Origin of the sequence: Paenibacillus herberti (genome assembly GCF_002233675.1) — a bacterium.
In the GTDB taxonomy this organism is placed as follows: Bacteria; Bacillota; Bacilli; order Paenibacillales; family Paenibacillaceae; genus Paenibacillus_O; species Paenibacillus_O herberti.
The window spans coordinates 2,542,936-2,568,362 of sequence record NZ_NMUQ01000001.1; the positions used below are offsets into that span (position 1 = coordinate 2,542,936).

Below are 25,427 nucleotides of genomic sequence, written 5' to 3' on the forward strand. Positions count from 1 at the left end.
AATACAGTTGCTTCAACAGGAGGTATAGATAATTATGGATCGTACCAATCCAAGTAAGGAGGCTCTGATTTCACATAGGCCTCATAACGCCGATCTTTGCAAGCCTTGCAAAAAAACGAAAAGACCATGCCTCGTCGCCTTTACGCCGCTTCAGGCGGATATTTTCGAGGGGTTGCTGGATGATCTATCAATAGCCATATCAAACTTATTTGTCCCACCAACAGGCCCGCTCCCGTCTGTCCTTAAGGCGTTGCAAAATCTGATTGTTGAGCTTCCTCTGACGCTCAGCACTCAGGCCGATCTGCTTGCAGCCACTGAGCTGGCTATTACCGCCTATCAGCAATCGGATGATTGGAGTTCGGCCGCTGTAGCTTCGACCCAGATTGTGCTCACAGACCTGTACGCACTCAGCCTGGTCGCATGTGTTTCCAGTTCCGTTAAGGATGGGTGGGTCATTCGAGTTCGGAACGCCGAAACCAATCTGTCTGGAATTGAAAGCGTCCTTCCTCCTGTTATTTCTGGAACAACTCTTACCTTTAATGGCGGCAATCAACCTATGGTTTTAAGTTTCAATAGAAGTACCGGTTTGCCAACGGAAGGAGCGATAGTAGGAAGCGGTTTTGTGTCCCAGAGTATCCCCGTTACCACGGATGCAGCCGCCCAAAATCTTTCAATCGTGCTGGCCGACAATGCGGGGGGAAATAACTATGCGTTTTCCATGCCAGAAGCAGGAACGCTCACTGCGATATCCGGTATTTTCTTTCCAAGCGGTAACCTTATTGTCAACGGTCCGCCCATTACGATCCAGGCTCAATTGTGCCGCTCTTTTCCTGACGATTCGCCCTATACTCCGTTTGTTGCTATTCCAGGAACAGCAGTCCAACTGATTCCATCCTTATCGGGGAATGTGACCGGATTCGGTTGTTCAAATAGCCTAACCGGACTCAATATTCCCTTAAATCCGGAGGATCGCCTCGTTATTGTATTTTCGATATTTACTGAAGGAGCAGCCACCGTCGATCCTCTAACCATTGTGGGTACTGCGATCGGTGTTCTCGTGATTGCACCAGTAAATCCCGCTTTGACCAGCCCTATTATTCCGATTGCCAGTCATTTGCCGGTAAATCTGAGTTTTGGCCCTTCTACTCCAACCAACTTTGGCATAGTCGGTTTTGGATTCAGCGATAATGAACCGTTTCAGTCGTTTGGATCACCAATCATTGTAAATCCGTTAATTAACGGATTTACCACTCCCATTACAGAAGCAGGAACGATTACGTCAGTTGCGGCGTACTTCGGTATTGAAAGTAATCAAACCCTCCAAAGCCGGATAAATATCCTTGTCGAGGTGTATCTTTACACGCCTGCAAACAGTACCGCTACCCCAATTGGATCGACACAATTTATACTTGCTACTTTGCAGCCCGGAACATTTACAACAACTTCCCCCGGTGTTCATAATATCCATATTACATCATCACCTCCCCTCGTCCCAGGGGATACCTTAATTATGGTGTTTACCGCATTAGGACTCGGGACAACAAGTGGATCGATAGCAGGATGGGTGAGCGGCGGTATTTCCATCTTGCCTAGTTCGACTTAACCATATAAGGGCCAGCCATAGGTTAGCTTTATGACCTATGGCTGGTCCTAATCTATGCGATCTTGCGGATTGCCCTAAGCACGTCTTTAAACAAGCCTGAAATACATACAGATAATACAAAGAGGAGGCATTGTCGCCATGAACGATGAACCCTGTCCTAAACCTCCCGCCCAAGGCTGCATCATCCACTTCACACAGTTGCAAACCAACCTATTTGGACAACTGCTCGATGATCTGACCGCTTCTATCCAGCCCTTCTATATTCCTCCTGCCGGGCCACTGCCAAATGTGCTTAAAGTGCTGCAAAACCTGTTCAAAACCATGACATCCCTATCTCTACGAGACAAGGCAGATCTGTTCGCTGCTACCGAGCTTCCTATTACGGCCTACGAGCAATCGGACGGCTGGTCTGCCGCCCTGATTGCCGCAACTCAGACAACGCTCACGGAGCTGTATGCCTTCAGTTTGTTAGCATGTGTATCCAGCTCGATCAAGGATGACTGGGTCATCCAAATCAGACTCGCCGAAACCAATCTCGCCGGAGTGTCAGGCTCCACTCCTCCCGTGATATCTGGAACAGTTCTCACCCTCGATGGCGGTAATGAGCAGACTTTCCTGAGCTATGATCCCGTCACACTCCTGTCGACTGATGGAGCGATACCCGGGATTGGATTCACGTCCCCCGGCGTACCGTTCACCACGAGTAATATGGGACTTGATGTGTCCGTCGTATTGACCGGTCAGCAGCCCGAGGCATTTTATTATGCGTTTTCCATGCCTCAGTCAGCGGTGATTACCGGGATGACGGCCCAGTTCATACCGAGTGACATCCAAATTAGCGGCGTATTTATTGCCGTTCGCGCTCAGTTATGCCAGGCTGATCCCGACGTCTCGCCGTATGTGCCATTTGACGGCATTCCAGACACGCTCATTCGACTAAGACCTGCCTTGTTCGGTAATACCGCGAGGATCACTTGTGAGGGTAGCTTGAACGATCTTAACGTTCCCATTGCTGCGGAGGAACGGCTCGTCCTTGTATTTACAATCGTAGCGGAAACGCCGTTCGGTCCCTCTCCCCCGAACACCATTCAGGGAACTTTGAGCGCAACCATAACGATTGAGCCTGCCAATCCATCCGACCCTCAAATAGATCAAATTATTCCATTCGCCAGTCAAACGCTGGTTTCACTAGAGACTATGGAAGGCGGCACACCTAGTGCTGGCGCGGTAGTCGGCTTTGGATTCAGCGAAAACTCGATGTTTCCGCCTGAAGGAGCGCCATTTGTCGTATCTTCCGAACTAAATAGCTTTACGATCCCTATCCCTTTCGGCGGGACAGTTACGTCCATTGCGGCCTATTTCGGCCTTTTAAGCGGGCAAATTCTAACTGACTCCTTCACCATATTTGTCAGTTTGAATCGGTATAACCCTTCAAATAATACGATTACAAGGGTTAACAATTTATCGTTTTTCTTGATTAATATTCCCGCTGGCACGTACACGGAAAGCTCACCCGGCATACATGGCCTTTCAAACATGTTCCCCATAGAAATTAATGTGAACTCGGGAGATCAATTGGTGCTGCTGTTTTCCGTGTCCGCGAACACCTCTGGGCAGGCCGCTATAATTGAGGGCTGGGTGAGCGGGGGGCTATCGATTGGGCCTTAACATTCCATTAGAGGAGGAGTCGCTTTGAACCATAATTCCGGTACAAAAACAAAACCTGTTTCCTACAAGCCACATTCTCAAGAGCATTGCAAGCCTTGTCCAACACCACCTCATAGGAACTGCATCATCCTTTTTACGCCGCTGCAAGCCGATATCTTCGAGGGGCTGCTGGACGATTTGATTGCTTCCATTCAATCTATCTACATCCCTCCTGCCGGGCCCTTGCCCAATGTGCTCAAGGTTCTGCAAAATCTGTTCAAAGTCATGCGGCTCTCGCTGCGCGACCAGGCCGGCCTGTTCGCTGCTACCGAGCTGAATATTACCGCTTATGAACAATCCGAGGGTTGGTCTGACGCTCTTATTGCCGCTACGGGGCAGACGCTCACCGAGTTGTACGCCTTTAGTCTGCTGGCCTGCGTATCCGCTCCAGTTAAAGACGGCTGGGTCATCCGAATCCGATTAGCCGAAACGAACTTAGCCGGCATAACTAATATTGTTCCGCCTGCCACCCCAGGAACACTCGTAGTATTGGACGGTGGGAATACTACCACCTCGCTCAGCTTAAACAAGTTAACAGGCCTTCCGGCACAAGGCGCAATTCCGATCATTAATTTTACATCGGAAGGCATACCCGTCACGACAAACAGTTTAGGGCAAAATGTATCCATTGTACTTGCCAATAATTTAGGAGAAGACAACTTTGCCTTTTCCGTGCCTCAATCAAGTACCATTACCTCTATTACGGCAAGCTTTTCTCCGTTGCCCACTACGATTTCAGGCGCCACGATTACGGTTCAAGTCCAGCTTTGCCGGGCTTTGCCGGACATCTCCCTTTACCAGCCTTTTGTCGCCATCCCGGGAACGGTTGCTTCGTTAAGCCCCGGTTTATTTGGAAGCATAACAGAAAATTTTTCATGTCAAATCAATCAAACTGGACTCAGTATCCCTGTAGATGCCGAGGACCGGCTCGTCCTCGTATTTACGATCTCTTCTTCCGAACCAAACCCCGTTCCCGACGTTCTTCTTGGCACACTCGAGGGAACCATAACCTTTGTGCCCACTCAAGGGGTAGCAATCGGTCAAATTGTACCGTTTGCCAGCCGGCTTACAGTTGATTTGTCTGGAAATGCTACCGCCGAGGCTCTAACTCTCGGAGTCGTGGGCTTTGGAAACAGCAACACCCAAATTAATTCTAACCCAGGGACCCTTAGTCCAGTTAATGCGAGCGGCTTCATGGCGTTCACCGTCCCGATTCAACAAGGCGGAACGCTTACCTCATTAGCCGCTTATTTTAGCCTGACAAGCGGATCGATATTGCCGGAATCTCCTGCCACGGTAGTCGCAGTATACCGCTTCACAAATACAAGCAGTCAAGCAGCTGTCTTGAGTTTTGATGCGATTACGAATTTATCTATTCTGCCGCCAGGCACATACACGGAAACATCTCCTGCCTCGCACGGAACCCTAACCGGATTGAACGTTCCTGTTAACGCCGGCGACCGATTACTGATCGTATTTTCGATGAATTTTACTTTCATTGCTGGAGCAATAACGGGCTGGGGGAGCGGAGGTGCCTTTATCGAGCTTAATTCCGATTGAACGCATAAGGGGGCCTGCTGGCGTCATCTTCATGATGCCAGCAGGCCCCTTCTCATATAAAGAAGCGATTATTTGCTTTGCAGGTAAAAGCATTTGCGGCACACACGACGATGCCTATTACGCATTCGAAAATTTACTCAACCTCGTCTTTAGACAAGACCAGAATACATACTCATAATACAGTTGCTTCAAGAGGAGGCTTAGAAGATTATGGACCTTAACATCTCAAGTAAAGATGCTCTAATTTCAAACAGGCCTCATAATGCCGATCATTGCAAGCCTTGCAAAAAAACGAAAAAACCCTGCCTCGTCTCCTTTACTCCCCTTCAGGCGGATATTTTCGAAGGACTGCTCGATAATCTGGCGGCTGCCATACAAAACTCTTTTGTCCCGCCAGCAGGACCTCTCCCGGCTGTATTAAAAGTGCTGCAAAACCTCATTGTTGAATTGCCTCTCACGCTGAGCGCTCAGGCCGATCTGCTCGCAGCCACTGAGCTGGCTATTAACGCCTACCAGCAATCGGAAGGCTGGAGCTCGGCCGCTGTAGCCTCGACCCAGATTGTACTCACAGACCTGTATGCCCTCAGCCTGGTCGCATGTGTATCCAGTACCGTCAAGGATGGGTGGGTCATCCGAGTTAGGCTCGCCGAAACTAATCTGGCTGGAATTGAAAGCGGCGTTCCTCCTGTTATTTCAGGAACGACCCTTGTCTTTGACGGCGGCAATCAAACTATGGATTTAAGCTTTAATAATACTACGGGTCTGCCAACTAGAGGGGTGATAGCAGGAATCGGCTTTGTGTCCCCAGGTATTCCCGTTACCACGACTGGCGGCGTCGAAAATGTTTCAATTGTACTGGCCGACAACACCGGGGGGAACAATTATGCTTTTTCCATGCCCCGGGCAGGAACACTCACCGCAATGACAGCTAGTTTCTTCCCGGCTAACGTTAATATTGAAGGTCCGCCTATTACGATTCTGGCTCAATTGTGTCGCGCCCTTCCTAGTGATTCTCCTTATACTCCGTTTGTTCCAATCCCAGATACCACGATTCAGCTTATTCCTTCTTTATCGGGAGATGTGTCCGGTATCAATTGTGCAGGCAGTTTAAACGGACTGAATATTACTCTTAATCCGGAGGATCGCCTCATTCTTTTATTTACAGTATTTACAATCGGAACAGCTACAGCCGATCCTGCAACTATTCTGGGTAGCGGAAGCGGTGTTCTTTCGATAGCACCGGTGAACGCTCCTCCTACTGCAAACGTCCCTATTATTCCACTTGCCAGTCACTTGCCGATCAGCCTAAATTTCAACAATACAGGCACTTCAACCAGCGCTGGAATAGTCGGCTTTGGATTCAGCGATAATGAACCGTTCCAGTCGTCTACATCACCGATCATTGTAAATCCGTTAATTAACGGATTTACCTCTCCTCTTGCAGAAGGGGGAACGATCACCTCAATTTCTGCTTACTTCGGTGTTCAAAGCAATCAAGCCGTGCAACAACCCCTAACTGTTTTTGTCGAGCTGTATCGATACACGACTGCAAACAGCACGGCTATTCCGATTGCAAATACGCAATTTACGCTGCCTGTTCTGCCGATTGGAACATATACGACAACTTCCCCTAGCACGCATCGAATCTTTACCCCAACCCAAATTATCACAGTCGGCGTGGGAGAGCGCTTAGTTATGGTATTTACCGCTCAAACAAACCCGACATTAAATGGTGGATCGATTGTAGCTTGGGCGAGCGGAGGCATATCCATCGCGCTAGTTCAACCTTGACAACTTAAGGGCCGAATTGATGCAAATAAAGGAGTTCCTTCGAGGAGGTGTAGAAAATTATGGATCGTAACAATCCAAGTAAAAAGGCTCTGATATCAAACCGGCCTCATAACGCCGACCATTGCAAGCCTTGTAAAATAACGAGAAAGCCTTGCCTCGTCAACTTTACGCCTCTTCAGGCAGATATTTTTGAAGGACTGCTGGATGATCTTGCGGCTGCCATACAAAATTCGTTTGTCCCGCCAGCAGGCCCCCTCCCGGCTGTACTAAAAGTGTTTCAAAATCTGATTGTTGACCTGCCCCTCACACTAAGCGCTCAGGCCGATCTACTTGCAGCCACAGAGATGGCTATTAACGCCTATCAGCAGTCGAAAGGCTGGAGTTCGGCCGCTGTAGCTTCGACCCAGATTGTGCTCACAGACCTGTATGCCCTCAGCCTGGTCGCCTGTGTCGCAAGTACCGTCAAGGATGGGTGGGTCATTCGAGTTAGACTCGCCGAAACCAATCTGGCTGGAATTGAAAGCGGCGTTCCTCCTGTTATTTCAGGAACGAGCCTTTTCTTTGGCGGCGGTAATCAAACGATGAGGTTAAGCTTCAACGGAAGTACGGGGCTGCCAACTGAAGGGGTAATAGTAGGAACCGATTTTGTATCCCAAAGCATCCCCGTTACCACAACTGGCAGCGCCGAAAATATTTCGATTGTGCTGACCGACAATTCCGGTGGGAACAACTATGCTTTTTCCATGCCTCAGCCGGGAATGCTCACATCGTTGTCCGCTAATTTCACCCCAAGCAGTAACCTTGTTATTAACGGTCCGCCTATTACGATTCTGGCTCAGCTGTGTCGCGCCCTTCCTGACGATTCTCCTTATACGCCGTTTGTTGCAATTCCAGGGACCACCGTCCAGCTGGTTCCATCCTTATCGGGAAATGTGTCCGGAATCGTTTGTTCAGGGAGCCTGAACGGACTTAACGTCTCCCTTAATCCGGAGGATCGCCTCGTTCTTGTATTTACAATATTTACAGCCATAACAGGCGCTGCAGCAGATCCTACAACCATTGCAGGTACCGGAGGCAGCATTATCACGATTGATTCAGTAAGTCTACCTCCAATTCCATTCAATATTATTCCGTTGGCCAGTCACTTACCCGTAAAGCTTAATTTTGACGCTACTGGCGCTCCAGTCACCGCGGGAATAATAGGTTTTGGATTCAGCAATACTGAAACGTTCTCATCGTTTACATCACCGATCACTGTTCCGTCGATATTTACCGAATTCACCTCACCCATTACAGAAGAGGGAACGCTCGCGACAATTGCGGCTTACTTCGGAGTTGAGAGCAATCAAACTCTACTTGAACCGATCAACATCTTTGTCCAGCTGTATCGATATACACCTGCAAATAACATGATTACTCCGATTGCACCAACGCTATTTATGCTTCCTCTTCTGTCGGCCGGAACATACACGACAACTTCTCCCGGCTTGCATAGTCTCTTTATCACACCCTCAAACATAGCCATCAACGTCAACCCGGGGGACCGCTTAGTTATGGTGTTTACCGCTCTAAGACTTAATGCAACTAGTAGTGTGTCAATTGCAGGCTGGGTAAGCGGGGGCATATCCATCGGGCCTAGTTTTACTTAAAGATAATACAGCTGCTTCAAGAGGAGGTATAGGTGAATATGGACCGTAATGACTCAAGTAAAAATGCTTTAATATCAAGCAGGCCTCATAACGCCGATCATTGCAAGCCTTGCAAAATAACAAAAAAACCATGCCTCGTCACTTTTACGCCCCTTCAGGCGGATATTTTTGAGGGCCTGCTGGATGATCTGGCAGCTGCCATACAAAACTCGTTTGTCCCGCCAGCAGGACCGCTCCCATCCATTCTAAAAGTACTTCAAAATCTGATTGTAGAATTGCCTCTGACGCTGAACGCTCAAGCCAATCTGCTTGCAGCCACAGAGATGGCTATTAACGCCTATCAGCAGTCGCAAGGCTGGAGTTCGGCCGCTGTAGCTTCGACCCAGATCGTGCTCACAGACCTGTACGCCCTCAGCCTCGTAGCCTGTGTCGCAAGTACCGTCAAGGATGGGTGGGTCATTAGAGTTAGGCTCGCCGAAACCAATCTGGCTGGAATTGAAAGCGGCGTTCCTCCTGTTATTTCAGGAACGACCCTTTCCTTTGACGGTGGTAATGAGACTATGGTTTTAAGCTTCAACCCCAGTACGGGTCTGCCAACTGAAGGGGTGATAGCAGGAACCGGCTTTGTGTCCCAAAGTATCCCCGTTACAACGACCAGTGGCGTCGCAAATGTTTCAATTGTACTGGCCGATAATCTTGGGGGGAACAACTATGCTTTTTCCATGCCCCGGGCAGGAACACTTACCTCGATGACCGCCAATTTCAATACAGGCAATAACCTTGTTGTTAACGGTCCGCCTATTACGGTTGTGGCCCAGCTGTGCCGTGCCCTTCCCAATGATTCTCCTTATACTCCGTTTGTTGCTATTCCAGGGGCCTCCGTCCAGTTGCTTCCATCCTTATCGGGAAATGTTTCCGCAATTGAAGTTTCAGGCAGCTTGACCGGACTCAACATTTCCCTTAATCCGGAGGATCGCCTCGTTCTTCTATTTACAATATTTACAGCCACAACAAGCACGACCGCCGATCCTACAACCATTGTGGGCATTGGGGGCGGTACGCTCACAATTGAACCGGTAAATCTGCCTGCTGATTCATTCGGCCCTATTATTCCACTGGCCAGTCACTTGCCCGTAACATTAAATTTTGACGCTACTGGCTCTCCAATCGACGCCGGAGTGATCGCCTTTGGATTCAGCAGTAATGAACAGTTCACATCGTTTGGGCTGCCGATTATTGTAAACCCATTAATTAACGGATTTACCTCTCCCATTACAGAAGAGCAAACGATCACGTCAATTGCGGCTTACTTCGGTGTTGAAAGTAATCAAACATTAGAGCAACCTATTAATATCTTTGTCCAGTTGTATCGGTATACGCCTGCAAACAGCACAGCTACTCCGATTCCAGATACAGTATTTTTGCTTTCTGCTCTGCAGGCAGGAACATTTACGACAACTTCTCCCGGTCTGCATTTTATCTTTACCGTACTCCCATTCGGAAGCGTCAACGTCAACCCCGGGGACCGCTTAATTATGGTGTTTACCGCACAAAATCTTACTGCAACAAGTGGTGTGTCGATTTCTGGCTGGGCGAGCGGAGGTATCTCTCTCGCGCCTCCTTTTCCTTGACAACATACGGGTCAGCCTTAGGTCCTTAGGTCAGCTTCACGACTTAAGGCAGGCCCCTTCGCATGCAGCTATTATTTGCTTTGCAAGCAATATCAGCTGCGGCACACACGACGATGCCGACTATTCTTTCGCGAATTTGACTCATACGCGTCTTTAAACAAGCCCGGAATACATACAAATAATATAGTTGCTTCACGGGGAGGTATAGAAGATTATGGACCGTATCAACTTAAATAAAGATGCTCTACTATCATATAGGCCGCATAACGCTGATCTTTGCAAGCCTTGCCAAAAAACGAGAAAACCCTGCCTCGTCACTTTTACGCCTCTTCAAGCGGATATTTTTGAGGGGTTGCTCGATAATTTGGCGACTGCTATATCAAACTCGTTTATTCCGCCAGCAGGACCGCTCCCAGCTGTACTGAAAGTACTGCAAAATCTGATTGTTGAATTGCCTCTTACACTGAGCGCTCAGGCCGATCTGCTTGCGGCCACGGAGCTGGCTATTAACGCCTATCAGCAATCGGACGGGTGGAGTTCCGCCGCTGTAGCTTCGACTCAGGTGGTGCTGACAGATCTGTACAGCCTCAGCCTGGTCGCATGTGTCTCCAGTACCGTCAAGGATGGGTGGGTCATTCGAGTTAGACTCGCCGAAACCAATCTGGCTGGAATTGAGAACTTCGTCCCTCCTGCTATTTCTGGAACGAACCTTTTCTTTGACGGTGGCAATCAAGTTATGGCTCTACTCTTCAATAGCCGCACGGGTCTTCCAACGGAAGGGGCGATAGCAGGAACCGGCTTTGTATCCAAAAGTATCCCCGTAACCACGAGTATTCCCACCGTAAATACTTCGATTGTACTAGCCGACAATCTCGGGGGAAACAATTATGCTTTTTCTATGCCCCGGGCAGGAACGATTACGGCGATGTCCGCCAGCTTCTTCCCAAATAACCTTGTTGTAAACGGTCCTCCTATTACGATCGTGGCTCAGCTATGCCGATCCCTTCCCGGCTCGTCTCCTTATAGTCCATTTGTTACTATTCCAGGAACCGTAATACAACTAGTTCCAAACTTATCAGGAAATGTCAACGGAATTGGACTTGGAGGCAGCCTAACCGGACTCAATATTTCCCTCAGTCAGGAAGATCGCGTCATTCTTTTATTCACAGTCACATCGAGCGCCAACTCAGGTGCAGATCCTACGACCATCCTGGGTACCGGGGGCGGTACGATCACGATTGAACCCGTAAATGCGCCTCCCACTTCAGCTGGACCCATTATTCCGTTTGCCAGCCATTTGCCGTTAAATCTGAATGTTACTACTCAAGGCGAACCAACCACCTCTGGAATAATCGGCTTTGGGTTCAGCGATAACCAACCGTTCCAATCATTTGGAGCGTCGATCCTTGTAGATCCACAAATGATCAAATTCACCTCTGCCAACCAGGGTGGTGGAACAATTACTTCAGTTGCGGCTTACTTCGGTGTTGAAAGCAATCAAACGCTGGAACAACCCGTTTCGATCTTTGTAGAAGTGTACCGGTATTCAGCTTCAACCAGTGTAGCTACTCCGATAACTGTATCGCAATTTACACTTCCTCTTTTGCAGTTCGGAACATATACAACAACTTCCCCTGGCATTCATCGCATCGTAACCGGACTCAGCATCCCGGTCAACGATGGGGACCGCTTTGTTATGGTGTTTACTCCCCTGAGCTCCGGACCAACAACTGGCGGGGTAATTGGCTGGGCGAGCGGCGGCATATCCGTCACGCCTAGTTCAGGTTGACGGAATATAAGGACCATCCGCAAGTCAGATTCATGACCTACGACTGGCCCTTATCCATGAGCAAAGGCGATTAATTTCAATTCTCCGATTGATGGCGGAAGGATCGACAGCGAGGTTTTAGCAGAACAAGCGGAGGCATCTTTATCGAGCTCAATTTCGATTAAGCGCAAAAAGGGGCTGGATGGCGTCATCTTCATGACGTCAGCCAGCCCCTTATGTTGGTGTACGGAATGCAATTCGCTTATTTGCTGTGCAGAATCTCAGGCGTTGTCAGCTGATCGTAGAAATCAACGATCTTGTCCTGTTTCTCGGAGCCACGAATTGCCATCGCAGAACGCGGATGTTCGTCGAGCAGGCCGGTCACCATGTATTCCATGATGTAGCCCCACTCTTCCTTCTCGCGCAGCGGCAGCATATGCTTCTCGATCATCTCAAGTACAGGACGGACATTGTACTTCGTGTTCGGCAAATGTGCTACCAAAAGCTCTGTGTTGCAGTTACCGGCGGCACGACCCATACCGTAAACGCTAGTGTCGAGGAACTCTACGCCCTTATCAACGGCAAGCAGCGTATTGGCGAACGCCAGTTGCTGGTTGTTGTGCGTGTGCACGCCAAGCTTCTTGTTCGGAAGATGCTGCTTGAACTTGTCAACCAGGTAACCGAAGTCGCTTGGCTTGAGGCTTCCGTAGGAGTCAACGACGTAAACAACGTCTACGACGCTCTCGCGAATTGCTTCGAACGCTTCCACCAGTTGGTTCTCCATCACGTTGGAGAGAGCCATGATGTTCAGCGTTGTCTCGTAGCCGCGTTCATGGAACAGAGTGACAAGCTCCAGAGCCTTGTCCACATCCTGGATGTAACAAGCGACGCGAATCAGATCAATCATGCTCTCAGCGCGCGGGAGAATATCGTTCTCGTCCACACGGCCGATATCAACTAGCGCAGAAAGCTTCGTTTTGCCTTTGTTCGGGATGACCTTGCGCAGGAAGTCATCGTTCAGGAAGCGCCAAGGACCTGCGGATTCCGCACCCTTGAGCAGCTTCGGAGAGTTCTTGTAGCCGATCTCCATATACTCAACGCCAGCCTCATCAAGGCTGCGGTACAGATCTTGGACAAATTCAATGCTGAAGTCCCAATTGTTAACAAGGCCCCCATCGCGGACGGTACAATCGACGATCTTGCTAGTGCTGTTTTTTGCAGACATGGTTGCAGAACTCCTTACATTTATAAGGTTACGTTCATCCTATAATACGGGAAACGGATGAAGAACGCAAAGAATTTTGTCGAGCCTGCCGCCAGCATCCTTGGGCTTAGTCCTTCAGAACAAGATCTGCCAGCGTTCGCGCCATCACGCCCGTCGCTCCCTTGCTCTCCCAGCCTCTGGCGCGACTGATCCATGCTGTTCCGGCAATATCAATATGAAGCCAAGGTTTTTCCTCTGCAAAAGCTCCAATGAACATGCCCGCAATACTTGCGCCGCCGTCTCTACCAGCTCCATTTTTCAGATCAGCCGCATCGCTGTCGAGCTGCTTGCGGTATTCCGGATAAGCCGGCAAAGGCCAGACACGTTCTCCAGTCCGAACCGCCGACGCCTCCAACTGCCGACGCAGCAATTCGTCATTGCCCATGAAGCCGGATGCTTCCTCCCCGAGAGCTGCAACTACTGCGCCAGTAAGCGTTGAGACTTCTACCAGCTTCGTCGCTCCGCGCTTCAGCGCGGTCGTTAAGCCATCCGCAAGCACCAAACGTCCTTCCGCGTCAGTGTTCACAATTTCTACCGTTAGGCCGTTCATCATGGTTATAACATCACCCGGCTTGAACGCCCGCTCGGAAATCATGTTCTCAGCGGAAGGGATGACCGCGATCACATTGGCCTTCGGCTTCAGGCTACCGATAATCCGCATTGCCGCCAACACAGCCGCTGCACCTCCCATATCGCCGATCATATCCTGCATGCCTGGGGCGCGCTTGAGCGAATAACCACCGGTGTCAAAAGTAATTCCTTTGCCGATCAGGCCCCATTTCTCCTCGCTGCCCGGATCGCCTTCATAATGCAGTACGATCATGCGCGGAGGATGCGCGCTGCCCTTGCCTACCGCCAGCAGTCCGCCCATGCCGAGCTCCTGAGCGGTCCACTCGTCTAGAATCTCACAGTCGAGCTCATAATGGGATGCCAGTTTCTCCGCCTCTTCGGCCAGTGACTCTGGCGTAAGTACGCTGCCAGGCAAATGCACGAGATCCCGCGCCCAAATCGTCGCCTCACCCATAATGACGCCGCGGCCGATTCCCTCGGTCCACTGCGCCTTATGCTCCTGAGACGCATTCCCGCTCAGTTGGAATGACACCTCCGCAGCATGTTTCGGTGTTGGCTCGCCAGACTGCGTTTTGCTCCGCTTATATCCGCCGAGCACTAAGCCCTCCACCAGTGCAGCTGCGGCATCGACGGTACGAACGCCATTAGTGCCGGAGTAAAGCTCATCTGACAGCAGCAGGCAAGCTGTGACTGCCTTCTGGCTGCGAATCTCACGAGCAGCAGCCGCTCCCAGCCGGCGCAGTTCATCCGTAGAGTCAGCACCGCCGCCAATACCAATGAACGATACCGAACGTGCCGGCATCAGCCCTAACAGTGGCATCGTTAACACTTGCTCCGCCGAAGCTTTGAAGTTGCCTCGCTGGAAGCGCTCCTGCAGCGCCTGTTTTACAGCGGAATGGGCCAGCGGATCCGCCGGATCACTGGTCCCCGTTCCATGCTCCTGCTGAAGCTCAGCCGCCGTAACCGCACGGATAAGCAGATCATAAGCAGCAGCCTCCTCCACCGGTGTATGAATAAAGGTTAGTTTCATATCGTCATCTTCCTTTCTTAGAAAACAAAACGGCTTCGCCGTATTTGACCCGGTATGTACTTGCGCTTGTAATGCAAAAAAAAAACCGGGATGCACCACCCCGATTTTAAACTTTTTGCTCTGCGATTGGCAAATAGATCATAAACGATGTGCCTTCCCCTGCCACGCTCGTCACTCGGATTGTCCCGCTGTGGTTGCGTATGATGCGATAACTTACGGATAGGCCGAGGCCGGTTCCAGACTCCTTGGTCGTAAAAAAAGGATCGAAAAGCCGGTTCAGCGTGGCCCGATCCATGCCTTTGCCGTTATCTTTTACCGTAATTTCTGCGAAGTCAGCCTTGCGCTTCAAAATAACGTCGATCCGCCCGGCCCGATCACCGTCCAATTCAGCAATCGTATCCATCGCATTCTTGAACAGATTGAGCACAACCTGTTTGATCTGTTTGACGTCAATAGAAACCTGCAAATCAGCCTCATACGATTCCAGGTAAATTTGGCAATTATGCATCAAGGCTTCGCTTTCACTGAGCATGCTGACTTCTTTGAGCAGTGAGGTGAGCTGGATCGTTTGTTTCATCGGGGCTGTCGGCTTAGAAGAGTTCAAAAACTCATAGATGATGTCGTTGGCCCGGTCGATTTCGGCTACCATAATCTTGGCGTATTCTTCCTTACCCAAATCGACCAAAGCAGGGCGAAGCAACTGGATGAAACCCCGGATCGATGTAAGCGGATTTCTAATTTCATGTGCGATGGCAGCAGCGATTTTGCCAAGCATGGCCAGCTTGTCATTTTGGTAAGCGGTCTGCTCGATCTGTTTGTACTCGGAAACATCCTTCATACTAATCAGATAATCACCGTCCAGCTGATCACCATAGGTAGCTGTGATGAGCAGATGACGTCCACTACTGTCTTGGAACTCGAAATACTTATTACGACGAACGATAATCTCCCGGTACAAGCGGATTAAAAGCCGCTTGGTTTGTCGCGTCAACTGGGAATGACGAAGAATTTCAAGGATACTGCAGCCGACAAGTGTTTTACGAGGCGTATCAAGGAACTTAGCCATCTGCAGGTTCATGAAGGTAACGACGCCTTCTGTATCAAACAATGCAATGCCGCTGTCCATGTGCTGAAGGACGTTCTCGTACTTACTCTTTACCCGTTCGAAGGAGCGATAGGAGCGACTGAGCAGTTCCCGCATCTCCGTATAGCGTTCGTCTGCCGGTCGCTCGGGCTGGTAGCGGAAGCGATAAGCAACCATCAGCTCAATAAGGAAAAGGAAGGAGCGGTTATATAGCTCAAGCGCCTCTTCCGAATCCACATTCAGAATGATGTTTCGCATACTTTCCTCATGTATCGCGATAATTTCCTCAGGTCCAATGCTATGAAACATTTTCCCTAGTTCCGTTGCCTGGTACAGGGATGCCTCGCTTCCGCTGCGTATATATTCGGCAAGCGCCGGGAAATAGCGCTTTCGAATTGACTGCATTAGCCTTGCTCCTCTCCGGTTGCAAACAGCTGGAGCTGTATTGGGGTCGAATTCATGTAGTAGGAGGGAGGCAGCCATTTGCGGAACGTAATGCATGTCCCTACTCGGCGTGTGATTGCAATATCCCATTCCTCCGACCAAAGCGATTTCCATTCCTCCTCAAGCTCATGGGAGAAGCTGCAGCTGCCGATCAGAGACCACTCCAGGCCCGCTTCCCCGGTATTCTTGCGTACTTCGCCTATCAACAATTGGCTTCGCTGATGCATCTCCACAAAACAGTTCGACAGCTCTGAAATAGCGTAGGCGATACGAGTCTGATCAATAATTCCGAAGCCCAGCTCTCTTGCCAATACTCTACCTGTTTGGCGAGCTCTTATGGCATCCTTGACATTGCTAATGTTGAACAGTTCCATCCCCATACGAGCTTCGCCCCCTGTTCCTTCCTGTCAGGATCGCAGTCAAGCCGTCGATTCGTAAACTAATCATAGGATTCGCTGTCAACAAGTGTCAATCGGAAATAATGTCGAATTATGCCATTTTTCAAAGCGATTGGGCGATAGGCGATTCAGGAGTAACCGGGACGACGGAAGTAAAAAAAAGCGGCAAAAACTTGTCCGCTGTCGAATGAGGTTAATGTCCGAAATGCTGTTCCAGCTTTTCTTCCCATTCTTCCTCGATATTGTCCCATTCTTCCTGTGCTTCTTCCCACTCGTCTTCGGCTTCTTCCCATTCTTCTTCGGCCTCTTCCCACTCCTCCTCGGCTTCCTCCAGCCGCTTCTCCTCCTGCTCTTTCTGTTTCTCTTCTTTTCCCTGTTCATGCTTGAGCTGCGTTTCATGCTCCTTTAAACGTTCCTCAGCCTGCTTCTTTGCGTCTTTTTTCCATTTTTCTTCAGTCTGTTTTAAGCGCTCCTCGGCTTCCCGAGCCCTCCGCTCCAGCTCCTTGCGAGCTTTTTCCGCTTCCTCACGCAGCTTTTCGATTGCCGCCTTTTTCTCTTTGAGCCAGTTTTCTTTTTGTTGTTTGCTATATTTCTTCCATTCCTCACTAAGAACCCCGGCCTGATCAGCCAGCTCTTCCTCACGTTCGGACAGCTCTTCACGAGATTGGCCGCGCTCCAAGTCAGGTAGTGGTGTCAGATGCGACTCAACGGCCGAAACCTTGGGCTTCGGAAGATGCTTTTGAGATGGTGGAGGTGTTTTTGTAGATGGGGCTGATGGCTGCGCTACGGCAGGCTTCGTCTCTACAGCCGCTGATGGCTTGAACGATGCAGAGCCCGCACCTCCCGCTCCAAGCGACGAGGTTTTAGGCTTAGGAGTTGGAGACGGAGCCGATGAAGCTCCTGAAGCCTCCGAAGCTCTCTCTTGCTTCTCTTCCTCCAACAGCCGGTTCAGCTTGTCTTGGTTCAGCTCCTCAGCATCCCCTACCAGTGCGCCTATACCACCCTTCCAAGTTGCTGCAGCATGAAGCGGCTTCGTGCGGAATTGGTCCAGACTGACCGAATAACCTTTGTCCTTGGCGAGCAAATAAACGGTCATCTGACCCGTCGAAAGTCCTAGATACGCCGCCTCATCCATCACACCGGGAGTAGATTCTATCTGCGTGATCTTTACATTCGCATCGCCCGATTGTGCCGCAGCTTTCTGGAATGCAGCCTTCGCTTGCAAATTAAGATCGCTCAGCAGCTCTTTTTCCGCTCCATCCAGCCGGACGCCAGCGAATACGATATTAGCTTGTTCTCCTTGCAAATAGGAAGTGTCCGCCAGTTCGCTCGCTAGACGGTCCATCACCTCAGAGACCGGCCTGCCTTCATACTCCAACGCCTCGACAAAAGGAGCTGCGTCTTTGTTGACCGCGCGCAGCGATCGGACTTTAAGTTTTTCATCAACCCCGAGCTCAAAGCTGGGATTGATGTCCATGCTGAGATAAGCGACAACGGGACGAGCCTCGACTCTTACGGCCAACATAGCGGGAATGGCGATCAGCAGTGCCAGCGCGGCAGCCGCTGCAGGCAACCACCAGCTCATTTTTACTGGGCGAAACCGTCCCTCCGGAGCCAGCCACACCTCCTGGCCCATCAGTTCTCCCCCGTTGCTTCTTATTTTGCGGAAACGGCCATCAGGAGTGAGCACGATGAGCTTGCTCCCCTTGACCTCCAGCACGATGCCCTTCCCGTTCACAGCCTTGTCCCCCCTGCTGTTAGCTCCTGCTCCGCCTTTTCTTTCCGGAGCTGCAAGTAATCCGACAAATACGGGTAATCACCCCGCAGCAACACAGCAACTGCAATCAAATACTTGCGATTACGCTCAATCGTCTTGCGTGAGACGCCGCCTAACTCCATCAGCTCTTTGACTGGCAGTCGACGGGACTGGACAAGTACGCCCCACAGGGAATCCTCGGTAGCGAGCTTAAACGCGATTCCTTGCAGCAAAATTCGGGAATCCTCATGTTTTGGGGATTTGCCGGCCAGATCCGTAAACTTGATTCCGTAGCCCTCCAGTTCGCTGGCATACTCTTCAATTTCCAGACGTCTGTTGTCTGCATCCCGGTCGAGCTGGAAACGAGACACCGCCTGTCTTGTCCAAGCTGTTTGCAGGCCTTCATCCAGCGTCCCGTCCTGGTTGAGATTCCCGGCGGGCAGCGATTTCCAGTGACGTTTCTCGCGCCGGACATAATCAATTAGCCTACGCCGAATTACGGTTTCCGCAAAGCTCGTGAAGGAGCGCCCTGATTCCGGTGAAAACTGATGAATCGCTTCATTAAATGCAATCATTGCGATACTGAATTCATCATCGCGGCTTGGATCTATGTATCGCTTGCAGAAGCGGCTTGTGGACTTGAGTATAAAAGGCCTATAGTCCTGAATAAGCTGTTCACGCAAGCTTTCATTGCCTTGCTGGATCTTCTCTATGGTCAGGCCGAGCGGCTTTGCGCCGTCTATGGGCTTCTGCTTGACGCTGAAGCGTCCCAACCATCTTTTGAACAACATCAGCAGCAAAACAGCACCTCGCTTCCTATACGATTCGCAACCTGTTCTCCATTTGCGGGAGTAAGCCAAAATAAAAAATGCCTCCTGGATCAGGAGGCATCCTAATGGCTAACAGAGACCTTCGGAGGTTCGTTTGGCCTTCAGCTTGTTGCGGCGAGAATTCAATATTCCCAACCTTTTTTTAAGCTCTGCTTCCCAGGTCGAGTCTCCGAGATGTTTGGCAAATCCAAGCAGATCAAGAGCCATATCGATCTGACTCATAACCACATCCATCGGATCTTCGTTGTCGTGGTTCACGCAATTCTCAAAGAGAGATTTGCCGCGCTGATCCACATAATCCTGAAAATCAACTTCGGACACTCCGTCTCCATGTGCATATTCAGCTAAAATTTCATATTCGCTCTCTATCATATAATGAATATCGACACGATGGCAAACCGGACAGAACAAAATGGGGACGTTATGAATGTGAGTCCGATAATGCCTGAGCGTGCCTTTTGTACCGATCATGCTTGCCCCGCAGCAAAAACTCATCCCTGGTTCCCTCCTTGTAGAAGCCTATTTGCCACCTTAACCTTACATCTTCCTGAGAGTATATTCGTTGCCAAACTCTCAAATTCCTGCTTTACCGACTACTCGAACCATCAATCCAAAATATGTAAATTTAAGTTTGTCCAGCTAACTGGGCGTAATCTCTGGCCACTGAGGCAGTTCAGGCAGCTCCGGCGCCGGGTTCGGCGCGATCTCGGGCCGGAACGGCTCAGGGGCAATTTCCGGCTTAGCTGGCTGCTCGATCTCAGGCGACGCAGGTGGCGTTATTTCTGGCTTGGCCGGTTGCTCGATCTCAGGCGACGCTGGCGGCGTTATTTCTGGCTTGGCCGGTTGCTCGATCTCAGGCGACGCTGGCGGCGTTATTTCTGGCTTCGGCCCTTCCATGTTCGCTTCTTGCCTTTGTGGATAATCCATTTCTGCATTCATCCGGGCAGCCTCCTCTTCCGTTGACTGATTTTCTTATCCTTAACCAATAGCCAACAGTAAGACACAGGCTGCGCCCGAAAAACACAGAAAAACGGGAATAAGAAAAAGCCAGAGCAGATGCTCTGGCTTGTCCATTATTTGCTTCATTCTCATACTAGAAAGATATTCCCATAGGCATCCTTCTCGTATTTCCTCCGCATACGTACACCGTCTAATGGACGGTGGGGCGTATTGCTTGTCATACTAGAAAGATATTCCCATAGGCATCCTTCTCGTATTTCCTCCGCATACGTACACCGTCTAATGGACGGTGGGGTGTATTGCTTGTCATACTAGAAAGATATTCCCATAGGCATCCTTCTCGTATTTCCTCCGCATACGTACACCGTCTAATGGACGGTGGGGCGTATTGCTTGCTTATGCAGTTACCAAAGTTTTGTCGCCTGGTTTCCAGTTCATCGGGCAAAGACCGCCGGATTGCAGAGCCTGGAGAACACGAAGCGTTTCTTCCACGCTACGGCCTACATCATTGTGGTTAACAACTTGGTATTTGAGCTCGCCTTCTGGATCGATGATGAACAGGCCGCGCAGAGCGATACCTTCGTCTTCGATCAGAACGCCGTAATCACGGGATACTTGTTTCGTGATGTCAGCAGCAAGCGGGAAGTTCAATTGACCAAGACCGTTGTCGTTTTTCGGCGTATTGATCCAAGCTTTGTGGCTGTGGATGCTGTCGATGCTGACACCAAGAATCTCGGAGTTGAGTTTTTTGAACTCTTCAGCTGCGTCGCTGAGAGCAGTAATTTCCGTTGGGCACACGAATGTGAAATCCAGCGGGTAGAAGAAGAATACAAGCCATTTGCCACGGTAGTCGGAAAGGGATACTTTACCGAACTCTTTACCTTGACCGTCAACTGTCTCCATCGTGAAATCCGGGGCCAAGCGGCCTACCAAACGTTCTGCCATAATACCGAATTACCTCCTTGACGCTTTAAGCGTTCGAATATGCTGTCACCTGTTGTGACGTTCCATGAGATCATATCATTTTTCATAGAACAGAGTCAATATTAAATTGAAATGATTATCATCTGACAGTCAAAGTTAGATTTTACGGATAGCGTTGACAATCAGCTCACCCATCGCTTCGGTGCCGATTGCCTTAGACTTGTCAACAGCGATGTCTCCCGTGCGGTGACCCGCGTCGAGCACTTCTTTAACGGCGTCTTCAATCGCTTGAGCTGCATCGGCATAACCGAACGTAAGGCGGAACATGAGCGCTACGGACAGAACCGTTGCGATGGGATTGGAAATGCCTTGGCCAGCAATGTCAGGCGCAGAGCCATGCACGGGTTCGTACAAACCAAAGCTACCTTCGCCAAGCGAAGCCGAGCTCAACATGCCGATTGAGCCAGTAAGCATAGCAGCCTCATCGCTCAAAATATCACCGAACATGTTCTCCGTCACGATAACATCAAAGCTCGACGGGCGACGCAGCAGTTGCATCGCACAGTTGTCGACAAGCACATGCTCCAGCTCAACCTCTGGGTACTCTGGTGCAATCCGGTTCACAACTTCGCGCCATAGGCGGGAGGTCTCAAGTACATTGGCCTTGTCAACGGAAGCGAGGCGCTTGCTACGCGTCATGGCGATTTCGAACGCTTGACGGACGATGCGCTCAATCTCTTGCACATTGTAAACGCAAGTATCAACCGCTTCCTCTCCGTTTGCTCCCTCGCGACGGAATTTCTCGCCGAAGTAGATGCCGCCGGTCAGCTCACGCACAACGATCAGATCCGTGCCCTCAAGCACTTCCGGTTTCAGCGTGGATGCATCTTTCAGACAGTCGAAAACGGTAGCTGGACGGATGTTAGAGAACAAACCGAGCGCCTTGCGGATGCCAAGCAATCCCGTTTCTGGACGCAATTCCTTCGAATTATTGTCCCATTTCGGGCCGCCTACTGCTCCAAGCAGGACAGCATCGGCATTCTGACAGATTTCCAACGTTTCTTGCGGCAACGGCGTGCCCTTTTCATCAATTGCGATACCACCAAACAGCCCATGCTGGAACTCGAAGTTATACTCATAGAGCTCCTCGATTTTGCGAATGACTTTGATAGCTTCTCCAACAACTTCCGGACCAATACCGTCACCGGCGATTACAGCGATTTTTTTAGTTTCTGCCATAGTTGAACACTCCCGTCTACATATTCGTTTCGAATGATAATAGCTATCCACAGTTGTACCATACTTCCGCTTCAATGCCCAAGATAGGAAAGCTATTGCTCTCATAGGCTGCACCTATAGAGGGCTCAGACTTCAATTCTTTGATGCGAATTTAGCTGTAAACTAAGCTCCACAGGATTCGTTAGCGCTACATTGAGCTTCATACGAGCTTCTTGCCAGTCCTAAACAGCTGATTTGTTACAATACATGGAGCTTCACTTCTACTTCTAAGCTCCTGAGAATTCTGACACTGCATTGAGCTTCAACCTACAGCGGCTCCTAGTCCGGGATGGTCCGAAAGCTCAGAACATCTCCGAAAAATAGAACAAAAAAGCATTCGCCGCGGCGAATGCTTTTTGACTCCAGCCTGGTTAATCTTGGCTGGTCTGAAGGGCTCCAGCCTGGTTAATCCAAGCCCGTTCATCACGGCCTATTAATCCCGGCCTGTTCCACAGGCTAAATCAGGCTCATTTTATCCCGCCGGCCTGGCGACTTGCGCTTATCGATCAGTCGATTGAGAGCATCGACATAGGCGCGAGCGCTTGCCTCAAGAATGTCGGTACTGACTCCGCGACCTTGTGCAGAAGTCTCATCCTGGCGCAGCACGACATGTACCTCGCCGAGTGCATCTTTGCCCTGGGTAACGGATTTGATGGAGTAGTCCTCCAGCTCGACCGTCTCCGAGGTCACGCTGTCAATCGCGTTGAACAACGCGTCGATCGAGCCATTTCCTTCGGCCATGCCCTGCAAAACGCCCTTATCAGCCACATTGATCGTGACCGTACCCTTAGGCGTCGAACGGTTGCCGTAATGGACTTCCACTGTTTCAAGAGTGTAAATCTCCGGCGTATCAACGAGCTTCTCTTCCAGGATGGCGAGCAGATCGTCGTCGGTGACGTTTTTCTTTCGGTCAGCCAAATCCTTGAATTTAGCAAACGCTACGTTAAGCGCATCATCGGCCAGCTCATAGCCCAGATCGAGCAGCTTCTCGCGGAAAGCGTGACGGCCGGAATGTTTGCCCATGACGAGCTTGGATTCCTTGATGCCGATCGTTTCTGGAGAAATGATCTCGTACGTCGTTTTCTCCTTCAACATGCCATCCTGATGGATGCCCGACTCATGAGCAAAGGCATTGGCGCCAACAATCGCTTTATTGCCCGGTACGACCATGCCAGTCAGCTTGCTGACAAGGCGGCTTGTGCGCGCAATTTCCTTGAGATGCAAGCCAGTCTTAGCGCCAAAAAGCGCAGCACGAGTCTCAAGAGCCAGCGCAACCTCTTCGATCGCCGTGTTACCAGCGCGCTCACCGATGCCGTTGATCGTGCCTTCGATTTGATCGGCTCCGTTCAGGATCGCCGCCAGCGCATTAGCCGTGGCCATGCCCAGATCGTCATGACAGTGTGCACTCAGCTGAATTGTCTCGATGCCCGGCACATTTTCCTTGAGTGTCTTGAAAATGTTGCCGAACTCAGCCGGAGTCATATAACCGACTGTGTCGGGAATATTGACGACCGTTGCGCCAGCTTTGATAGCCATCTCCGTAACCTCGCAGAGGAAATCAAGCTCGGTACGGCCAGCATCCTCCGGCGAGAATTCGATTTTGTCGAAGAATTGCTTGGCATAACGAATCGCCTTGTCGGCTGTCGCAAGCACCTGCTCCTTCTCCATCTTCAGCTTATGCTTGCGGTGGATTGGCGAAGTCGCGAGGAAAATATGGATGCAAGGATCAGCAGCATCCTTCAGCGCTTCCCATGCCGCGTCAATGTCGCGCTCCACGGCACGGGCAAGCCCGATGACCGTAGCGGACTTAACCGCTCCAGCAACCGCCTGCACGGCAGCCAGATCGCCCGGCGAAGCAGCAGGGAACCCGGCTTCAATCCGATCGACGCCCAGCTTCTCCAGCTGGAGGGCGATTTCCACCTTTTCTCGGGTATTCAGATTGACCCCCGGCGATTGCTCGCCGTCGCGGAGCGTTGTATCAAAAATATAGATTTTACGCATACCGACACCTCCATTTCGAGTTCATGTTGTCAGTTTATGAAGCGACAAACGCGCCTCATTCCTGGAGGAAGAAGCGCGTCGTCCACTAGCAAATTACTTTTTGATCCAGTGCATCAGTTCACGCAGCTCAGCGCCGGTTTTTTCGATGGCATGCTCGGATTCATTACGGCGAGTGGCCGTCAGCATCGCACGTCCGGATTTGTTCTCCAGGATGAAGTCGCGAGCAAATTTGCCTTGTTGGATGTCGGACAGAACTTCCTTCATCGCTTTTTTAGTTTCGTCCGTCACGATGCGTGGGCCGGTAACATAGTCGCCGTACTCCGCTGTGTTGGAGATGGAATCGCGCATGGAAGCGAGTCCGCCTTCATACATCAGGTCAACGATCAGCTTCAGCTCATGCAGACACTCGAAGTAAGCCATTTCTGGAGCGTAGCCTGCTTCAACCAGCGTTTCGAAGCCAGCTTTGACCAGTGCAGAAGTACCGCCGCAAAGTACAGCTTGCTCGCCGAACAGATCCGTTTCGGTTTCTTCGCGGAAGGAAGTCTCGAATACTCCTGCACGAGTACAGCCGATACCTTTTGCATAAGCAAGGCCGATTGCTTGAGCGTTGCCCGTTGCGTCCTGCTCAATTGCGATCAGTCCAGGAACGCCGAAGCCTTCCACGTAAGTGCGGCGAACCATGTGGCCCGGGGATTTAGGAGCGACCAGCAAAACGTCGGTGTCTTTGCTTGGCACGATTTGGCCGAAGTGAACGTTGAAACCGTGGGAGAACATAAGCGCAGCGCCCTTTTTCAGGTTCGGCGCAATCTCATCATTGTATACTTGAGCCTGTGTTTCGTCAGGCATCAGGATTTGTACAACATCAGCTTTACGAGTTGCGTCAGCAACGGAAAGGACTTCAAAACCATCGTTGCGCGCTTTGTCAGCGGATTTGCCTTCACGAAGTCCGATAACAACTTTCACTCCGCTGTCGCGCAGGTTTTGCGCTTGAGCATGTCCTTGGCTGCCATAACCGATAACTGCAACTGTCTTGCCTTGAAGAACGCCCAGATCCGCGTCGTTTTCGTAGAAAAGTTTAACTGCCATGATAAGATGATGCCTCCTTTGATTTGAACCCCTTTGAGCGGGCGTTTAAAGAGACAACGCACTAAAGTAACTGTGTGCTTCAGCCGTCATTCT

General features: G+C 50.5%; 20 protein-coding genes. 7 read left to right on the forward strand and 13 right to left on the reverse strand.

Annotation, left to right across the window (positions count from 1 at the left end; translation table 11 throughout):
* Nucleotides 1-34 precede the first annotated feature (34 nt).
* The 7 genes from CGZ75_RS11580 to CGZ75_RS11610 all read left to right on the forward strand — a co-directional run bounded on the left by CGZ75_RS11580 (nt 35) and on the right by CGZ75_RS11610 (nt 11,730).
* Nucleotides 35-1,603, forward strand: coding sequence for a hypothetical protein (locus CGZ75_RS11580; protein WP_089524293.1), 1,569 nt, complete (start codon nt 35-37; stop codon nt 1,601-1,603).
* A gap of 138 nt (nt 1,604-1,741) precedes the next feature.
* Nucleotides 1,742-3,271, forward strand: a complete 1,530-nt coding sequence (locus CGZ75_RS11585; RefSeq protein ID WP_089524294.1) for a hypothetical protein — start codon at nt 1,742-1,744, stop codon at nt 3,269-3,271.
* Between the two features lie 24 nt (nt 3,272-3,295).
* Nucleotides 3,296-4,870: a hypothetical protein gene (locus tag CGZ75_RS11590; protein ID WP_089524295.1), complete on the forward strand. Its 1,575-nt coding sequence runs from the start codon at nt 3,296-3,298 to the stop codon at nt 4,868-4,870.
* A gap of 210 nt (nt 4,871-5,080) precedes the next feature.
* A complete protein-coding gene (locus CGZ75_RS11595; RefSeq protein WP_089524296.1) occupies nt 5,081-6,661 on the forward strand; it encodes a hypothetical protein in 1,581 nt (526 codons plus the stop codon).
* A gap of 59 nt (nt 6,662-6,720) precedes the next feature.
* On the forward strand, nt 6,721-8,310 hold the full coding sequence (locus CGZ75_RS11600; RefSeq protein WP_089524297.1) for a hypothetical protein: 1,590 nt from the start codon (nt 6,721-6,723) through the stop codon (nt 8,308-8,310).
* 38 nt (nt 8,311-8,348) lie between these two features.
* Nucleotides 8,349-9,941 (forward strand): hypothetical protein, encoded by a 1,593-nt coding sequence (locus CGZ75_RS11605; protein ID WP_089524298.1) that lies wholly within the window; start codon nt 8,349-8,351, stop codon nt 9,939-9,941.
* 214 nt (nt 9,942-10,155) lie between these two features.
* A complete protein-coding gene (locus CGZ75_RS11610) occupies nt 10,156-11,730 on the forward strand; it encodes a hypothetical protein (RefSeq protein ID WP_089524299.1) in 1,575 nt (524 codons plus the stop codon).
* 50 nt (nt 11,731-11,780) lie between these two features.
* On the opposite strand, the gene CGZ75_RS25220 is transcribed toward CGZ75_RS11610, so the two are convergent.
* The 13 genes from CGZ75_RS25220 to ilvC form a co-directional block, all read right to left on the reverse strand.
* Nucleotides 11,781-11,927, reverse strand: coding sequence for a hypothetical protein (locus CGZ75_RS25220; protein WP_176444776.1), 147 nt, complete (start codon nt 11,925-11,927; stop codon nt 11,781-11,783).
* Nucleotides 11,928-11,971: 44 nt separating this feature from the next.
* A complete protein-coding gene (locus tag CGZ75_RS11615; protein ID WP_089524300.1) occupies nt 11,972-12,934 on the reverse strand; it encodes an aldolase catalytic domain-containing protein in 963 nt (320 codons plus the stop codon).
* A gap of 106 nt (nt 12,935-13,040) precedes the next feature.
* Nucleotides 13,041-14,573 (reverse strand): leucyl aminopeptidase, encoded by a 1,533-nt coding sequence (locus tag CGZ75_RS11620; RefSeq protein WP_089524301.1) that lies wholly within the window; start codon nt 14,571-14,573, stop codon nt 13,041-13,043.
* Nucleotides 14,574-14,679: 106 nt separating this feature from the next.
* A complete protein-coding gene (locus CGZ75_RS11625) occupies nt 14,680-16,062 on the reverse strand; it encodes an ATP-binding protein (RefSeq protein ID WP_089524302.1) in 1,383 nt (460 codons plus the stop codon).
* Nucleotides 16,062-16,481, reverse strand: coding sequence for an ATP-binding protein (locus CGZ75_RS11630; protein WP_089524303.1), 420 nt, complete (start codon nt 16,479-16,481; stop codon nt 16,062-16,064). Before CGZ75_RS11630 ends, CGZ75_RS11625 begins: the two co-directional genes overlap by 1 nt.
* 211 nt (nt 16,482-16,692) lie before the next feature.
* Nucleotides 16,693-18,237: an anti-sigma factor domain-containing protein gene (locus CGZ75_RS11635; protein WP_089524304.1), complete on the reverse strand. Its 1,545-nt coding sequence runs from the start codon at nt 18,235-18,237 to the stop codon at nt 16,693-16,695.
* Nucleotides 18,234-19,115, reverse strand: a complete 882-nt coding sequence (gene sigI / locus CGZ75_RS11640) for an RNA polymerase sigma factor SigI (protein WP_245850786.1) — start codon at nt 19,113-19,115, stop codon at nt 18,234-18,236. Before sigI ends, CGZ75_RS11635 begins: the two co-directional genes overlap by 4 nt.
* A 39-nt stretch (nt 19,116-19,154) precedes the next feature.
* Nucleotides 19,155-19,580, reverse strand: coding sequence for a hypothetical protein (locus tag CGZ75_RS11645; RefSeq protein ID WP_089524305.1), 426 nt, complete (start codon nt 19,578-19,580; stop codon nt 19,155-19,157).
* A gap of 144 nt (nt 19,581-19,724) precedes the next feature.
* Nucleotides 19,725-20,024 (reverse strand): hypothetical protein, encoded by a 300-nt coding sequence (locus tag CGZ75_RS11650; protein WP_089524306.1) that lies wholly within the window; start codon nt 20,022-20,024, stop codon nt 19,725-19,727.
* A 417-nt stretch (nt 20,025-20,441) separates the two neighbouring features.
* Entirely contained in the window at nt 20,442-20,990 is a 549-nt protein-coding gene (locus CGZ75_RS11655; RefSeq protein WP_089524307.1) for a peroxiredoxin, read from the reverse strand.
* Nucleotides 20,991-21,125: 135 nt separating this feature from the next.
* The gene (gene leuB / locus CGZ75_RS11660) at nt 21,126-22,208 is read right to left on the reverse strand and encodes a 3-isopropylmalate dehydrogenase (protein WP_089524308.1); all 1,083 of its coding nucleotides are present in this window, start codon (nt 22,206-22,208) and stop codon (nt 21,126-21,128) included.
* 495 nt (nt 22,209-22,703) lie between these two features.
* Nucleotides 22,704-24,248 (reverse strand): 2-isopropylmalate synthase, encoded by a 1,545-nt coding sequence (locus tag CGZ75_RS11665; protein ID WP_089524309.1) that lies wholly within the window; start codon nt 24,246-24,248, stop codon nt 22,704-22,706.
* A gap of 93 nt (nt 24,249-24,341) precedes the next feature.
* Nucleotides 24,342-25,334, reverse strand: a complete 993-nt coding sequence (gene ilvC / locus CGZ75_RS11670; RefSeq protein ID WP_089524310.1) for a ketol-acid reductoisomerase — start codon at nt 25,332-25,334, stop codon at nt 24,342-24,344.
* Between the last annotated feature and the right edge of the window lie 93 nt (nt 25,335-25,427).

Coding starts and splice junctions, on each gene's coding strand:
- CGZ75_RS11580 (WP_089524293.1), top strand. CDS start 35: ATGGATCGTACCAATCCAAGTAAGGAGGCTCTGATTTCACATAGGCCT.
- CGZ75_RS11585 (WP_089524294.1), top strand. CDS start 1,742: ATGAACGATGAACCCTGTCCTAAACCTCCCGCCCAAGGCTGCATCATC.
- CGZ75_RS11595 (WP_089524296.1), top strand. CDS start 5,081: ATGGACCTTAACATCTCAAGTAAAGATGCTCTAATTTCAAACAGGCCT.
- CGZ75_RS11600 (WP_089524297.1), top strand. CDS start 6,721: ATGGATCGTAACAATCCAAGTAAAAAGGCTCTGATATCAAACCGGCCT.
- CGZ75_RS11605 (WP_089524298.1), top strand. CDS start 8,349: ATGGACCGTAATGACTCAAGTAAAAATGCTTTAATATCAAGCAGGCCT.
- CGZ75_RS11610 (WP_089524299.1), top strand. CDS start 10,156: ATGGACCGTATCAACTTAAATAAAGATGCTCTACTATCATATAGGCCG.
- CGZ75_RS25220 (WP_176444776.1), bottom strand. CDS start 11,927: ATGAAGATGACGCCATCCAGCCCCTTTTTGCGCTTAATCGAAATTGAG.
- CGZ75_RS11615 (WP_089524300.1), bottom strand. CDS start 12,934: ATGTCTGCAAAAAACAGCACTAGCAAGATCGTCGATTGTACCGTCCGC.
- CGZ75_RS11620 (WP_089524301.1), bottom strand. CDS start 14,573: ATGAAACTAACCTTTATTCATACACCGGTGGAGGAGGCTGCTGCTTAT.
- CGZ75_RS11625 (WP_089524302.1), bottom strand. CDS start 16,062: ATGCAGTCAATTCGAAAGCGCTATTTCCCGGCGCTTGCCGAATATATA.
- CGZ75_RS11630 (WP_089524303.1), bottom strand. CDS start 16,481: ATGGGGATGGAACTGTTCAACATTAGCAATGTCAAGGATGCCATAAGA.
- CGZ75_RS11645 (WP_089524305.1), bottom strand. CDS start 19,580: ATGAGTTTTTGCTGCGGGGCAAGCATGATCGGTACAAAAGGCACGCTC.
- CGZ75_RS11650 (WP_089524306.1), bottom strand. CDS start 20,024: ATGAATGCAGAAATGGATTATCCACAAAGGCAAGAAGCGAACATGGAA.
- CGZ75_RS11655 (WP_089524307.1), bottom strand. CDS start 20,990: ATGGCAGAACGTTTGGTAGGCCGCTTGGCCCCGGATTTCACGATGGAG.
- leuB (WP_089524308.1), bottom strand. CDS start 22,208: ATGGCAGAAACTAAAAAAATCGCTGTAATCGCCGGTGACGGTATTGGT.
- CGZ75_RS11665 (WP_089524309.1), bottom strand. CDS start 24,248: ATGCGTAAAATCTATATTTTTGATACAACGCTCCGCGACGGCGAGCAA.
- ilvC (WP_089524310.1), bottom strand. CDS start 25,334: ATGGCAGTTAAACTTTTCTACGAAAACGACGCGGATCTGGGCGTTCTT.